The sequence below is a fragment of the Conexibacter sp. CPCC 205762 genome (genome assembly GCF_030646155.1).
Classification (GTDB): domain Bacteria; phylum Actinomycetota; class Thermoleophilia; order Solirubrobacterales; family Solirubrobacteraceae; genus Conexibacter.
In genome coordinates this window covers 24,057-36,534 of sequence record NZ_JAUTDN010000038.1, presented here as the reverse complement: position 1 = coordinate 36,534, position 12,478 = coordinate 24,057, and the positions used below count along the sequence as shown (strand labels likewise).

The 12,478-nt window shown below is 70.9% G+C and carries 10 protein-coding genes; 4 read left to right on the top strand and 6 right to left on the bottom strand.

Annotated features, from left to right (window positions below; all coding sequences use genetic code 11):
* Positions 1 to 60 precede the first annotated feature (60 nt).
* Complete coding sequence (locus Q7L73_RS22765) at positions 61 to 1,161, top strand: FUSC family protein (RefSeq protein WP_304692165.1); 1,101 nt, start codon at positions 61 to 63, stop codon at positions 1,159 to 1,161.
* Here Q7L73_RS22765 and Q7L73_RS22760 read toward each other — a convergent pair.
* Entirely contained in the window at positions 1,153 to 2,724 is a 1,572-nt protein-coding gene (locus tag Q7L73_RS22760) for an acyl-CoA synthetase (RefSeq protein WP_304692162.1), read from the bottom strand. The two genes, Q7L73_RS22765 and Q7L73_RS22760, sit on opposite strands and share 9 nt — an antisense overlap.
* Positions 2,725 to 2,915: 191 nt before the next feature.
* Between Q7L73_RS22760 and Q7L73_RS22755 the strand changes: the two genes are divergently transcribed.
* The gene (locus Q7L73_RS22755; RefSeq protein WP_304692161.1) at positions 2,916 to 5,234 is read left to right on the top strand and encodes a PQQ-binding-like beta-propeller repeat protein; all 2,319 of its coding nucleotides are present in this window, start codon (positions 2,916 to 2,918) and stop codon (positions 5,232 to 5,234) included.
* Between the two features lie 98 nt (positions 5,235 to 5,332).
* Here the strand turns inward: Q7L73_RS22755 and acs are convergent, their stop codons facing one another.
* Both acs and Q7L73_RS22745 read right to left on the bottom strand, forming a co-directional pair.
* The gene (acs, locus tag Q7L73_RS22750; RefSeq protein WP_304692159.1) at positions 5,333 to 7,327 is read right to left on the bottom strand and encodes an acetate--CoA ligase; all 1,995 of its coding nucleotides are present in this window, start codon (positions 7,325 to 7,327) and stop codon (positions 5,333 to 5,335) included.
* 42 nt (positions 7,328 to 7,369) lie between these two features.
* Positions 7,370 to 8,035 carry an acetate uptake transporter gene (locus tag Q7L73_RS22745; protein WP_304692157.1) on the bottom strand — a complete coding sequence of 222 codons (666 nt, stop codon included), beginning with the start codon at positions 8,033 to 8,035 and terminating at the stop codon, positions 7,370 to 7,372.
* 198 nt (positions 8,036 to 8,233) lie between these two features.
* On the opposite strand from Q7L73_RS22745, the gene Q7L73_RS22740 reads away from it, so the two are divergent.
* Entirely contained in the window at positions 8,234 to 9,382 is a 1,149-nt protein-coding gene (locus Q7L73_RS22740; protein ID WP_304692156.1) for a Fic family protein, read from the top strand.
* Here Q7L73_RS22740 and Q7L73_RS22735 read toward each other — a convergent pair.
* From Q7L73_RS22735 to Q7L73_RS22725, 3 genes are read right to left on the bottom strand one after another with little or no spacing between them, the layout of a single operon-like run.
* A complete protein-coding gene (locus Q7L73_RS22735) occupies positions 9,379 to 9,771 on the bottom strand; it encodes a MerR family transcriptional regulator (RefSeq protein WP_304692154.1) in 393 nt (130 codons plus the stop codon). The genes Q7L73_RS22740 and Q7L73_RS22735 overlap by 4 nt on opposite strands.
* 5 nt (positions 9,772 to 9,776) lie before the next feature.
* The gene (locus Q7L73_RS22730; RefSeq protein ID WP_304692152.1) at positions 9,777 to 11,285 is read right to left on the bottom strand and encodes a SulP family inorganic anion transporter; all 1,509 of its coding nucleotides are present in this window, start codon (positions 11,283 to 11,285) and stop codon (positions 9,777 to 9,779) included.
* 45 nt (positions 11,286 to 11,330) lie between these two features.
* Positions 11,331 to 11,597 (bottom strand): hypothetical protein, encoded by a 267-nt coding sequence (locus Q7L73_RS22725; RefSeq protein ID WP_304692150.1) that lies wholly within the window; start codon positions 11,595 to 11,597, stop codon positions 11,331 to 11,333.
* A 55-nt stretch (positions 11,598 to 11,652) separates the two neighbouring features.
* Between Q7L73_RS22725 and Q7L73_RS22720 the strand changes: the two genes are divergently transcribed.
* A complete protein-coding gene (locus Q7L73_RS22720) occupies positions 11,653 to 12,405 on the top strand; it encodes an alpha/beta fold hydrolase (protein ID WP_304692148.1) in 753 nt (250 codons plus the stop codon).
* Positions 12,406 to 12,478 lie beyond the last annotated feature (73 nt).

The following is a 12,478-nucleotide window of genomic DNA, read 5'->3' as shown; positions in this document are numbered from 1 at the left end:
CTGCGCGCCCGTGCGCGGGCGCGACGCCGCCCGCCGCCGCGCCCGCTAGCCTGCCGCGCCGTGAGCGAGCACGCTGCCAGCACCGTCTGGGCCGACGCCTTCGCCGTCGAGCGGCGCGGGACCGACCTGCGCGCCGGGCTCGCCGGCGGCCTCGCGGCCTGCGCGCCGCTGGCGCTCGGGATCGCGCTCGACGAGCCGGCGATCGGCGTGATCGCCTGCTTCGGCGGCCTCAACGCCGCGCTCGGGGTGCCGCGCGGGAGGGTCCGCAAGCGGCTCGGCTGGGGGATCGGGGCGTCGCTGCTGTGCACGCTCGCGATCACGCTCGCGAGCGCCGTCGAGAGCAGCGCGGTCGCGTCCGCGCTGGTCGCCTTCCTGCTCGTCGCGGCCGCGACCTCGCTGCGCGCGCTCGGGCCCGACGGCGGCCTCACCGGCTTCGTCACCGGCGCGATCTTCACGATCACCGGCGGCGTCCCGATGTCGGGCCTCGACGTCGGCCAGCGGACGTTCTGGTTCCTCGCCGGCGCGGCGGCCGGCGTCGCGCTGATGACGCTGGCGCTGGCCGGCTCCGGCGACGACGAGGACGCGGTCGAGGCCGCGCTGCTCGACGCCGACGCCGCCGCGCCCGCGCCTGCGCCCCCGTGGCGCGAGCAGGCCGCCGCCGGCGCTGCGCGCATGCGCGCCGCGATGCTCGGGCCGCAGGCGTGGCTGCGCGGCCACGCGCTGCGGCTGGCGCTGATCGTCGCGCTGGAGGTGCTCGTCTACAAGCTGCTCGATCTGGAGCACGGCTACTGGATCCCGCTGACGACGCTGGCGGTGCTGCAGCCCGACGAGCGCTCCAGCCGCGTGCGCGCGATCCAGCGCGCAGCCGGCACGCTCGTCGGCACGCTCGCGATCGCGCTGGTGACGATCGCGGTCGGCGGCCAGTGGCTGATCGTCGCCGCGCAGGGGATCTCCGCCTGCGCACTGTTCGCGCTCTACGCGCGCAACTACTTCTGGCTCGTCGTGCTGCTGACGCCGACCGCCCTGCTGACCGTCAGCGCGGTCGACTACCAGGGCGCCTCGATCGCGCTCCAGCGGGCCGGCTGGAGCGCGCTCGGCATCGCCCTCGGCCTCGCCGTCGGCGAGCTGGCGTGGCGGATCGGCCGCCGCGGCTCAGGCTGAGCGCGCCCGCTCCGCCTCCAGCTGGCGCAGCTCGATCCGGCGGATCTTGCCCGTCAGCGTCTTCGGCAGCGAGTCGACGAACTCGACCTTGCGCGGGTAGGCGTAGGCGGACAGGCGGTCGCGCACGAACGCCTTGATCTCGCCGGCCAGCTCGTCGGAGGGCTCGCTGCCGGCGGCGAGCACGACGAACGCCTTCACGACCATGCCGCGGCGCTCGTCGGGCGAGGCGACGACCGCGGCCTCGGCGACCGCAGCGTGCTCGAGGCAGACCGACTCGACCTCGAACGGGCCGATCCGGTAGCCGGCGGCGATGATCACGTCGTCGGCGCGGCCCTCGTACCAGTAGTAGCCGTCTTCGTCCTGCGAAGCCGCGTCCTTGGTGTGGAACCACGCGCCGCCGAAGGTCTCCTCGCTCGCCTCCGGCTGCTCCCAGTAGCCGAGCGGATAGTGCGGGTTGGAGCGGGCGCGCAGACAGATCTCGCCGCGCTCGCCCTGCGCGACCGGCCGCTCGTCCTCGTCGAGGATCTGCACGTCCCAGCCGGGCGCCGGCTTGCCCATCGAGCCCTCGCGCACCTCCATGAACGGGTAGTTGGCGACGAGCGGATACGACTCGCTGAGGCCGTAGTAGTCGAGCACGGTGACGCCGTACTGCTCGCGGAACCAGCGGATCGCCTCCGGGTTCAGCGGCTCACCCGCGCTGCAGACGCGGCGGAAGCGCTGCGGATACCTGCTGCCGGCGTCCTCGATCGCCATCATCGAGCGCATCGCGGTCGGCGTCGTGAAGACGTTGGTGACCTCGTGGCGGGAGAGGAAGGCGAGCTGCTTGGCCGGGTCGAAGCCGCCCTCGCGCTGGTAGACGCACTGGACCGCGCCGTAGCGCCACGGCCCCAGCAGCGGCGCGATCCCCGCCGCCCACGCCCACTCGCCCATGCCGTGGAAGCGCTCGCCGTCCTCCACCTCGTGGCAGTAGACGAACTCCTCGTGCGCGAGCAGGTAGCGGTGGGCGTGGACGATCCCCTTCGCCAGCCCGGTCGTGCCGGATGTGTAGTAGAGCTGCGCAGGGTCGTCGGCGGCGGTGTCGACGGCGGCGAACTGCTGCGCCCCGGTCGCGAGCAGGTCGCGGTCGAGGATCAGCACCTGCTCGACGAGGCTGCGGTCGATCCGGTCGGCGTTCTCGGCGTCGGTGACGAGCACCTTCGCGCGCGAGTCGGCGAGCCGGTGGCGGATCCCTTCGTCGCCGTAGAGGACCGACATCGACAGCAGGATCGCGCCGCACTTCCACGTGCCGAGGAAGGCCGCGGCCGTCTCCGGCGTCGCCGGCAGCAGCATCGCGACGCGGTCGCCCCGCCCGACGCCAGCGGTCGTGAGCACGCTCGCGAAGCGGTTGGACAGCTCCTGCAGCTCCCCCCACAGCACCTCGCGCACGTCGCCGCGGAAGTCCTCGTGGATCATCGCGAGCTTGTCCGGCGGATGCTTGTCGCAGACGTCGGCCGCGATGTTGTAGCGCGCGGGCACGCGCCAGCCGTGCTCGGCGCACGCTTGCTCGTAGGAGCTGTAGGCCATCTCCCCTCCTTGGCTCATGCCGGGGCGCCATGCCCCGGCAGAGCGAGCCTACGTGCTCGGCAGATCGGACGCCATGTCAGCGCCGTCAATCGACAGTAAACAGTGGTATCAAAATTTAAGGTACCTTCGCATCAAGCGCCTATGTCGCGGGCGCACGAACAGAGGTCCGAAGGGTCCAGGGAGGGCACGAGATGAAGAGATCGAGCAACGGCAGTCCCGCGAGCGGGAAGGCGAGGCGCCGCCTCGGCGCGAGCCTGCTGACGCTGCTGGCCGTGGCGCTGCTGGCGCTGCTGGCGGGCTGCGGCGGAGACGACAAGAACGACGGCAAGACGACGTCGAGCGTCGACTCCAGCAACAGCAATCCGGTCCCGGCCGCGGGCGAGATCGACCCGTTCAAGCCGGCCGGCACGAACTGGCCCGTCACCGGCGGTGACTACGGTCACACGTTCCACTCGCCGCTGAGACAGATCGACACGTCGAACGTCGCCGACCTCAAGGGCGACTTCATGCTCGACCTCGACTCGGGCACCGCCGCCAAGTACTCGCACGAGGAGAACATCCTCGCGGTCAACGGCAACCTCTACATCTCGACGGGCGAGAACGACGTCTTCGCGATCGACACTCGAACCAGAGACGTCATCTGGAAGCTGCCCGGAAACCTCGATCCCGAGATCACCACCGTCTGCTGCGGCTGGGAGTCGCGCGGTCTGGGCTACAACGGCACGGACACGCTCTACTCCTCCCGGATCGACGGCAAGGTGCAGGCGATCGACATCCGCAACGGCAAGGTCAAGTGGGAGTCGAAGGTCTTCGACTGGCACAAGAACAACGCCACCTCGATCGCGGCCCCGCTCTTCTACAGAGGCCTCGTCTACATCGGCAACTCCGGTTCCGAGTTCCTCGCCAGAGGCCGCCTGACGGCCCTCGACGCCGAGACCGGCGAGATCAAGTGGAAGTTCTGGCTGACCGGTGACGGCAACGACCCGATCGCCGACCCGACCTGGGAAGGCGACTCCGCCAGAATCGGCGGCTCCGGCCTCTGGAACGCGCCCGCGATCGACAAGGAGCGCAACCTCCTGATCTTCGGCACCAGCACCTCGGGCCCGGACGTCAACGGCTCCGAGCGCGCCGGCGACAACCTGTACTCGAACTCGATCGTCGCGGTCGACGCGACGACGGGCAGATACAAGTGGCACTTCCAGCTCGTGCACCACGATCTGTGGGACAACACGGTCTCCAGCCCGGTCGTGCTGTACGACGCGGAGATCAACGGCGAGAAGGTCCCGGCCGCGGCGATCGCGCCGAAGATGCCGTGGGTCTACGCGGTCGACCGTCGTGACGGCAGACCGATCTACCCCGGCAGAGAGACGCCGGTCCCGCAGGCGCCCGAGAACAAGTCCGCGCCGACGCAGTGGATCCCCTCCACGCCGATGTTGATGCCCGACAGAGTGACCGACGAGCAGTACAAGGCGCTCGAGCAGCAGATCCGCACCTCGCCGGCGATCCCGAACGCGAGAACGATCAGAATCAACCGGCCGATCGACGGCGACCCCGCATCGCTCGTCTACACGCCGTCGGGCACCGAGTTCGGCGCGGCGATCACGATCGGCGCGCCCTCGGGCGGCACGACGTGGGCGCCGATGTCCTACAGCCCGGACACGAACATGCTCTACGTGTGCGGGCAGGAGAGCATCGGCTGGTCCGCGCAGGCCCCGCAGAACGGCAGATTCACGCCCGGCGTCGTCAGCCTCGGCGGCGGCCTCGGCACGCTCGGCTTCAACACCCCGGGCTACCTGACCGCGCTCGACGCGAACACGAACGTCCCGGTCTGGTCGTACAAGATGAAGAACGAGAGAGGCAGACCCGAGTCCTGCTACAGCGGCTCGGCGACGACCTCCGGCAACCTCGTCTTCGTCGGCAAGAACGACGGCCACCTGGTCGCGCTCGACGCGCGCACCGGCAGACAGCTGTGGTCCTTCCAGACCGGCGCCGGCGCCAACGCCGCCGCCTCCGTCTTCGAGGTCGACGGCAGACAGAAGGTCGCCATCGTCGCCGGCGGCAACGCCCTCGCCGGCGCGCCGCACGGTGCCAACCTGTGGGTCTTCTCGCTCGACGGCGAGATGAACGAGCTGGACGGCATCCAGGTCCCCGGCGAGGCGATCACGCACGCCGGCGAGGACGAGAGAGACACCGGCAACAGAAGTGGTGACGCGGCCGCCAGAAGAGACGACACCGGCGGCGACACGGGTGGCGACAGCGCCAACACGTCGGGCGGCAACGCCGACGCCGGCAGAACCGTCTTCGCCGACAACTGCGCCGTCTGCCACGGCGCCGACGGCAGAGGCGGCAACGGCGGCCCCGACCTGACGGCGATCGCCGACGCGAAGCTGTTCGACCCGACCAAGAGACAGGTCGAAGAGGGCGGCGGCGGCATGCCGGGCTTCAGAGACTCGCTCTCCCAGCAGGAGATCGACGACGTCTCGGCCTACGTCAACAGAGGCATCAACTAACGCGACGCATCACACGCTGCCGGCGCCCCCGCGCCGGCAGCGCCCCAGCTGACGTGCGACGGGCGTGCGGACCGAGAGGCCGCGCGCCCGTCGTCGTTCTAGCCCTCCTGCTTCTGCGCGTCGTGGATCTGCGACTCGAGCGCGGCCATCACGCTGGGGTCGCGCAGCGTCGTGACGTCGCCGAGGGCGCGGCCCTCGGCGATGTCGCGCAGCAGGCGGCGCATGATCTTGCCGGAGCGGGTCTTCGGCAGGTCGTCGGCCCAGATGATCCGCTTCGGGCGGGCGAACTTGCCGATCCGCTCGGCGACGACGGCGGCGATCTCGGCGGTCAGCTCGTCGCTGCCCTCGATGTCGCCCTGCAGCGTCACGAAGGCGGCGATCGCCTGGCCGGTGTCCTCGTCGGACTGGCCGATCACGGCCGCCTCGGCGACCTTCTCGTGCGCGACGATCGCCGACTCGACCTCGGCCGTCGAGAGGCGGTGGCCGGAGACGTTGACGACGTCGTCGATGCGGCCGATGATCCACAGGTAGCCGTCTCTGTCCTTGCGCGCGGCGTCGCCGACGAGGTACGTCTCCTTGCCGAAGCGGGAGAAGTACGTCTCGACGAAGCGCTCGTCCTCCTTGTAGAGGGTGCGCAGCATCGACGGCCACGGCTGCGTCAGCACCAGCAGCCCCTGACCGGACTCGACCGGCGTGCCGTCGCTCTCGCTGACGACGTCGGCCGCGATCCCCGGGAACGGCGTCGTCGCCGAGCCCGGCTTGGTCGAGGTGATCCCCGGCAGCGGCGTGATCATGATCGCGCCGGTCTCCGTCTGCCACCAGGTGTCGACGATCGGGCAGCGCCCGCCGCCGATCACCTCGTGGTACCAGAGCCACGCCTTCGGGTTGATCGGCTCCCCGACCGAGCCCAGCAGCCGCAGCGAGCTGAGGTCGTATCTCTCGGGGATGTCGTGACCCCACTTGATGAAGGTGCGGATCGCGGTCGGGGCGGCGTAGAGGATCGTCGCTCTGTAGCGCTCCGCGACCTCCCACCAGATGCCTCTGTGCGGGTAGTCGGGCGCGCCCTCCCACATCACCGACGTCGCGCCGTTGGCGAGCGGGCCGTAGACGATGTAGGAGTGGCCGGTGATCCAGCCGACGTCGGCGGCGCACCAGTAGACGTCCGTCTCCGGCTTCAGGTCGAAGACGTATCTGTGCGTCGTCGAGGCGCCGGTCAGGTAGCCGCCGGTCGTGTGCAGGATCCCCTTCGGCGAGGCGGTCGAGCCCGACGTGTAGAGGATGAACAGCGGGTGCTCGGCGTCGAGCGGCTCGGCCGGGCAGTCGGGCGCGGCGGCGGCGCAGATCTCGTCGTACCAGACGTCTCTGCCGTCCTGCATCGGCACGCCGTCGATGCCGGTGTGCCTGACGACGACGACCTTCTCGAGGCTGGCGAGGTCGCCCATCGACTCATCGACGGTCGCCTTGATCGGCGCCGTCTTGCCCTTGCGGCGAGCACCGTCGACGGTGATCAGCACCTTCGCCGCGGAGAACTCCATCCGCTCCTTGACCGACTCGGCGCTGAAGCCGCCGAAGACGACGTTGTGCGGCGCGCCGATGCGCGCGCAGGCGAGCATCGCGACGACGACCTCGGGGATCATCGGCAGGTAGATGCCGACGACGTCGCCCTGCTGGACGCCGAGGTCCTTGAGCGCGTTCGCGAAGCGCTGCACGTCACGGTGGAGGTCGGCGTAGGTGACGTCGCGCTCCTCGCCCTCCTCGCCGCGCCAGTGGTACGCGACGCGGCCGCCGTTGCCGGCCTCGACGTGCCGGTCGACGCAGTTGTAGGAGGCGTTCAGCCTGCCGCCCTCGAACCACTTGTAGAACGGCGGGTTGGAGTCGTTGAGAACGGTCTGCCAGGGCTCGGCCCAGTGCAGGTTCTCAGCCTGTCTGGCCCACCAGCCCTGCGGGTCGCGCGCGGCCTCCTCGTAGATCGCCGGATCGCTCAGCAGAGCGTGCTGCTTGAACTGCTCTGCCGGGTCGAACCGCTCGATCTCCAGCATCGCGTCGAGCTTCTGCTCGAGCGATGTGCCTTCTCCTGCGGTGGTGTCAGCCATCTCGCTCCTCTCGAGGTCCTGCGTGCCCGCGACAGTTGTACCTCACTCCCCTCTCAACGGGCCGACCGGCAGCAGCGTGCGGCCGAAGGTCGTGTTGGCGACGACCGCGAACGACGCGTACCAGGCCAGCACGGCGGTGATCAGGCCCGCCCAGCCACCGGCCTTGACGAGCGACGTGTGCGCGCCCGCCTGACCGATCCCGAGCAGCAGGAAGGTGATCGTCAGCGCCAGGAAGACGGCCGCGACGGTCGCGGTGGTGCGCAGCGAGGCGACGAACATGTACGCGGTGAAGATCCCCCAGGCGATCAGGAACAGCCCGACCGCATGACCGGCGTCGGCAGCCGGGACGTCTCTGGCGAAGAACTGCACGTAGGCGAAGAACGACAGCCAGAAGGCGCCGTAGGAGGTGAACGCGACGGCGCCGAACGTGTTGCCGTTGCGGAACTCCCACATGCCCGCGAGCAGCTGCGCGAGGCCGCCGTAGCCGAACGCGAGCGCATACGCCACCGGCTCCCCCGCTCTGTCGACGAGGCCGGCGTTGAACATGCTCAGCACGAAGGTCGTCAGCGCGAACGCGGCGAGCCCCAGCGGGGCCGGATCGGCGACGGTCCAGCTCTGCGCGACCGGCGCGCTCGCTTCGCGCGTCGCGGTCGGATCGGCGGTGCCGCTGCGCGGGGCCGGCGCGGCGGGATGGCGAATCGCTTCCATCGGTCCCTCCTCCAGGATCGGGACGTAGGTGGGCGCTCCGTCGTCGCAGGCGGCGCCGAGCGCCTGTCACTCATGAAGATGCCCATCGCGAGCGGTTCCTATCGGGCTTTCAAGGGGTGGCTGCAAAGCTGCAGGAGCTTTCAAAGAATTTCCGCGTTTGGTTTGAAAGCTCCCATGTTCTCGTGATTTCATGAAGTGATGGACGCGGCCGACTTCACCGCCGACGCACCTGGCGAACTGGTCCGCACGACGAGCGGCGAGGACGCCTTCCTGCCCGCGCCGCTGCCGCCGACGCTGGTCTTCGACACGGAGACGGTGTTGTCGCTCGACCGCGCGTCGAGCGCGCTCGGCGAATTGAGCGGGACCGGGCGGCTGCTGCCGAACCCGCACCTGCTGATCCAGCCCTACCTGCGTCGCGAAGCGGTGCTCAGCTCGCGAATCGAAGGCACGCAGAGCACGCTCTCCGACGTCTACGCCGCCGAGGCAGGCCAGACGCAGCTGTTCGAGGACGATGCCGATGTCCGCGAGGTGCGGAACTACGTCGCCGCGCTGGAACACGGGTTGCATCGCATCGACGAGCTGCCGCTGAGCCTGCGTCTGATCCGCGAACTGCACGAGCGTCTGATGGACGGAGTGCGGGGTGGTGAGCACGCGGGTGGCTTCCGTAGCAGCCAGAACTTCATCGGCCCGCCGGGCGCGACGCTCGCGAGCGCGAGCTACGTGCCTCCGCCGCCGCTCGAGATGAAGGCCGCGCTGGAGCGCCTGGAGCTGTTCCTGCACGACGAATCGCTCCCGCCGCTGGTGCAGATCGCACTGGCGCATTACCAGTTCGAAGCGATCCACCCGTTCCTCGACGGCAACGGTCGTGTCGGCCGCCTGCTGATCACGCTCTTCCTCAGCGAGCGCGGTCTGCTGTCACAGCCGCTGCTCTACCTGTCGGCATGGTTCGAGCGCACGCGGACCGACTACTACCGCCTGCTGATGCGGGTCAGCACGCACGGCGACTGGAACGGGTGGATGCGCTACTTCCTCGAAGGCGTGCGGGTGCAGGCGACCGAAGCGGTCGCAGACGCGAAGCGAATCGTCTCGCTGCTCGACGACTACCGCCAGCAGCTGATCCTCGACAGAGCGCGACAGGCGACGTACGAACTGCTCGACGGCCTCTCCGCCAACCCGTACGTGACGGTGCGAGAGGCGCAGCAGTGGCTCGGAGTCAGCAACCCGACCGCTCGCGCCGCGATCGACGACCTCGTCGGCTACGGGATCCTGACCGAGATGTCAGGCCGCAGATGGGGGAAGGTCTACCTCGCGGAGGAGCTGCTGGGTGCCCTGCGCGGCGACGCTTAGCCTTCGCCGCTCTCGGCGCGGAGGGTGGCGGCGAAGGATTCGGCGTTGGCGAGGCGGGTGCGGAGCTTGGTGACGCGGGTGGCGACGTCGGCCGCGAAGGCGGCGATCGTGGCGCGGGCCTCGCTGCGGGCGGCGGCGGGGGTGGCGGGGTCGGCGAGGGCGTCTCTGGCGGTCAGCAGCTCGCGCATCTGCTCGACGCTGAAGTCGAGCGGCTTCATCTGCTTGATCACCAGCAGGCGCTGGACCTGCTCGTCGGTGTAGAGGCGGAAGCCGCCGTCGGAGCGGCGGGCCGGCGTCAGCAGCCCCTGCTCCTCGTAGTAGCGGACCGTGCGCAGCGACAGCTCGGCCCGCTCGGCGACCTCGCCGATCTGCAGGAAGCCCTCCGGCATCCGCCTCAGTGCGCGCCCGCGGCAGCGGGGGCGTCGGGGGCGGGCGCGTCGGGCGCGGGCGCGTCGGCGGCGGACGTGAGCTGCTCGCGCAGGCGCGTGCTGCGCGCGTTGAGGCCGTGCACCTCGACCGTTGTGCCGTGGGCGGCGTAGCGGGTCTCGATCGCGTCCAGGGCGGCCACCGCTGAAGCGTCCCACACATGCGCGCGCGACAGGTCGACGATCACGCGCGGCGGGTCGCCGGCGAAGTCGAACGCTCCGACCAGCTCGCGGTCGGCGGCGAAGAACAGCTCGCCGCTGACGCTGTAGACGCGCGTCCCGCCATCGGGGTCGAGCACGCTCGTGACCTCGACCAGGTGGGCGACGCGTCTGGCGAACAGCAGCGTCGCGGTGACGACGCCGGTCGCGACGCCGAGCGCGAGGTTGTGGGTCGCGACCGTGACCGCGACCGTCGCGAGCATCACGACCGTCTCGCCGCGCGGCATCCGCCGCAGCGTCGCGGGCGCGATCGAGTGCCAGTCGAAGGTCGAGACCGAGACGAGGATCATCACCGCCACCAGCGCCGCCATCGGGATCACCGCGACGACCGAGCCGAGCGCCACGACCAGGATCAGCAGGAAGAGGCCGGCGCAGAAGGTCGAGATGCGCGTGCGGGCGCCGGAGGCGCGCACGTTGATCATCGTCTGGCCGATCATCGCGCAGCCGGCCATGCCGCCGAAGAGGCCGGTGACGAGGTTGGCGATCCCCTGCCCGCGCGCCTCTCTGCCCTTGTCCGACGGCGTCTCGGTGATGTCGTCGACGAGCTGCGCGGTCATCAGCGACTCCAGCAGGCCGACGATCGCGAGCGTGACCGAGTACGGCGCGATCACCGTCAGCGTGTGCAGGTTCAGCGGCACGTCGGGGATGCCGAGGAGCGGCAGGCTGCTCGGCAGCTCCCCCTCGTCGCCGACCGTCGGGACGCCGACGCCGAGCGCGACGGTGAACAGCGTCAGCGCCGCGATCGCGATCAGCGGCGAGGGCACCGCGCGCGTCAGCCGCGGCACGCCGAAGACGATCAGCAGCCCGGCCGCGACGAGCGGATAGACCTGCCACGGCACGTCGCGCAGGTACGGCAGCTGCGCGAGGAAGATCAGGATCGCGAGCGCGTTGACGAAGCCGGTCATCACCGAGCGCGGCACGAACCGCATCAGCTGCGCGACGCCGAGCGCTCCGAGCGCGACCTGGATCGCGCCGGCCAGCAGCGTCGCCGCCAGCAGGTACTGCAGCCCATGCTCGTCGACGAGCGAGACGACGACCAGCGCCATCGCGCCGGTCGCGGCCGAGATCATCGCCGGGCGGCCGCCGGTGAAGGCGATCGCGACGGCCATCGTGAAGGAGGCGTAGAGGCCGACGCGCGGATCGACCCCCGCGATCAGCGAGAACGAGATCGCCTCCGGGATCAGCGCGAGCGCGACGACGAGGCCGGCGATCAGCTCGACGCGGAGAACGGCGGCAGGGGGCAGTTGGATCCGGGGCACGGATCCAACTCTACCCTTACGTGAGAGTAGGGTTGCTGCTGAGCGCTACTGCAGGCCCATGCGCGCCTCGCGCACGAGCGTGACCGCCTCCGGGAAGACGACCGCCATCACGCTGCGGATCTGCTGCGCCTGCTCCTCCGTCGAGCCCTGGATGTTGACGCGGTTCACCGCCGCCACCGTCAGGTCGACCGCGAGCTTGATCGCGTTGTCCGCCCAAGCCAGTCTCTGAGCGCCCTGCATCTGATCCGCGAACTCAGCCATCTTGCGCTGCAGCTCGTCCGGATCGCCGAAGAGTCCACCGAAGCCTTCCATGCCTTTGATCCTACTCCCCCGCGTGCGCCGGCCCGGAGGCGTAGGCTGCCGGCGCATGACCGAGTTCGTCGAAGGAGCCGGTGTCGCGCTCGCGCTCGACGCGCGCGGCGCGGGCACGCCGCTGCTGCTCGTGCACGACCTCGCCGCCGATTCGAGCGCCTGGGCCGAGCTGGTCGCCGCGCTCGGCGGCAGCGCCCGCACGCTCGCGTACGACCGGCGCGGCTACGGCGCCAGCGGCGCGCCCGAGCCGTACGAGCGCACGACCGTGCAGGAGCAGGCTGAGGACGCGCGCGCGGTGCTGGCGGCGGCGGGCGTCGGCGGCGGGGCGGCGGGCGGCGACGACGCGGCGGCGGGCGGGGCGGTCGCGGTCGGCGCGGGCTTCGGCGCGCTGGTCGTGCTCGACCTGCTCGTGCGGCTGCCGGGGCTGCTGCGCGCGGCGGTGCTGGTCGAGCCGCCGCTGCACCAGTTCTCCGAGACCGCGACGAGCGTCCTGTCGGAGCAGCGCGCGATGCTCGAGGTCGCGCTGCGTGAGGGCGGGCCGGCGCAGGCGGTCGAGGCGGCACGGCCTGGGGCAAGCGCAGCGGTCAGAGCCGCGCACCGCGCCTTCTTCGCAGACTTCGGCGGGCTCGCCAGCTGGCCGGTGACACGGCGCGAGCTGCGCGCCGTGACGGTGCCGGTCGCGGTCGTGACCGACAGCGCGACGCCGCCGCATCTGGTCGAGGCCGCCGACGCGCTCGCCGCGCTGCTGCCGGCCGCCCGCCGCGCCGACGACGGCGACGCCGCCGCCGCGGTGCGCGCGCTGCTCTAGGCGGGGCATCGCGCGCGGGGCGGGCGTCACCCGCGGGGCGTCGCGCGAGCCCGGCGTCACGCGCGGGGACGGC

Coding starts and splice junctions, on each gene's coding strand:
- Q7L73_RS22760 (WP_304692162.1), bottom strand. CDS start 2,724: ATGGCCTACAGCTCCTACGAGCAAGCGTGCGCCGAGCACGGCTGGCGC.
- acs (WP_304692159.1), bottom strand. CDS start 7,327: ATGGCTGACACCACCGCAGGAGAAGGCACATCGCTCGAGCAGAAGCTC.
- Q7L73_RS22755 (WP_304692161.1), top strand. CDS start 2,916: ATGAAGAGATCGAGCAACGGCAGTCCCGCGAGCGGGAAGGCGAGGCGC.
- Q7L73_RS22735 (WP_304692154.1), bottom strand. CDS start 9,771: ATGCCGGAGGGCTTCCTGCAGATCGGCGAGGTCGCCGAGCGGGCCGAG.
- Q7L73_RS22745 (WP_304692157.1), bottom strand. CDS start 8,035: ATGGAAGCGATTCGCCATCCCGCCGCGCCGGCCCCGCGCAGCGGCACC.
- Q7L73_RS22720 (WP_304692148.1), top strand. CDS start 11,653: ATGACCGAGTTCGTCGAAGGAGCCGGTGTCGCGCTCGCGCTCGACGCG.
- Q7L73_RS22725 (WP_304692150.1), bottom strand. CDS start 11,597: ATGGAAGGCTTCGGTGGACTCTTCGGCGATCCGGACGAGCTGCAGCGC.
- Q7L73_RS22740 (WP_304692156.1), top strand. CDS start 8,234: ATGGACGCGGCCGACTTCACCGCCGACGCACCTGGCGAACTGGTCCGC.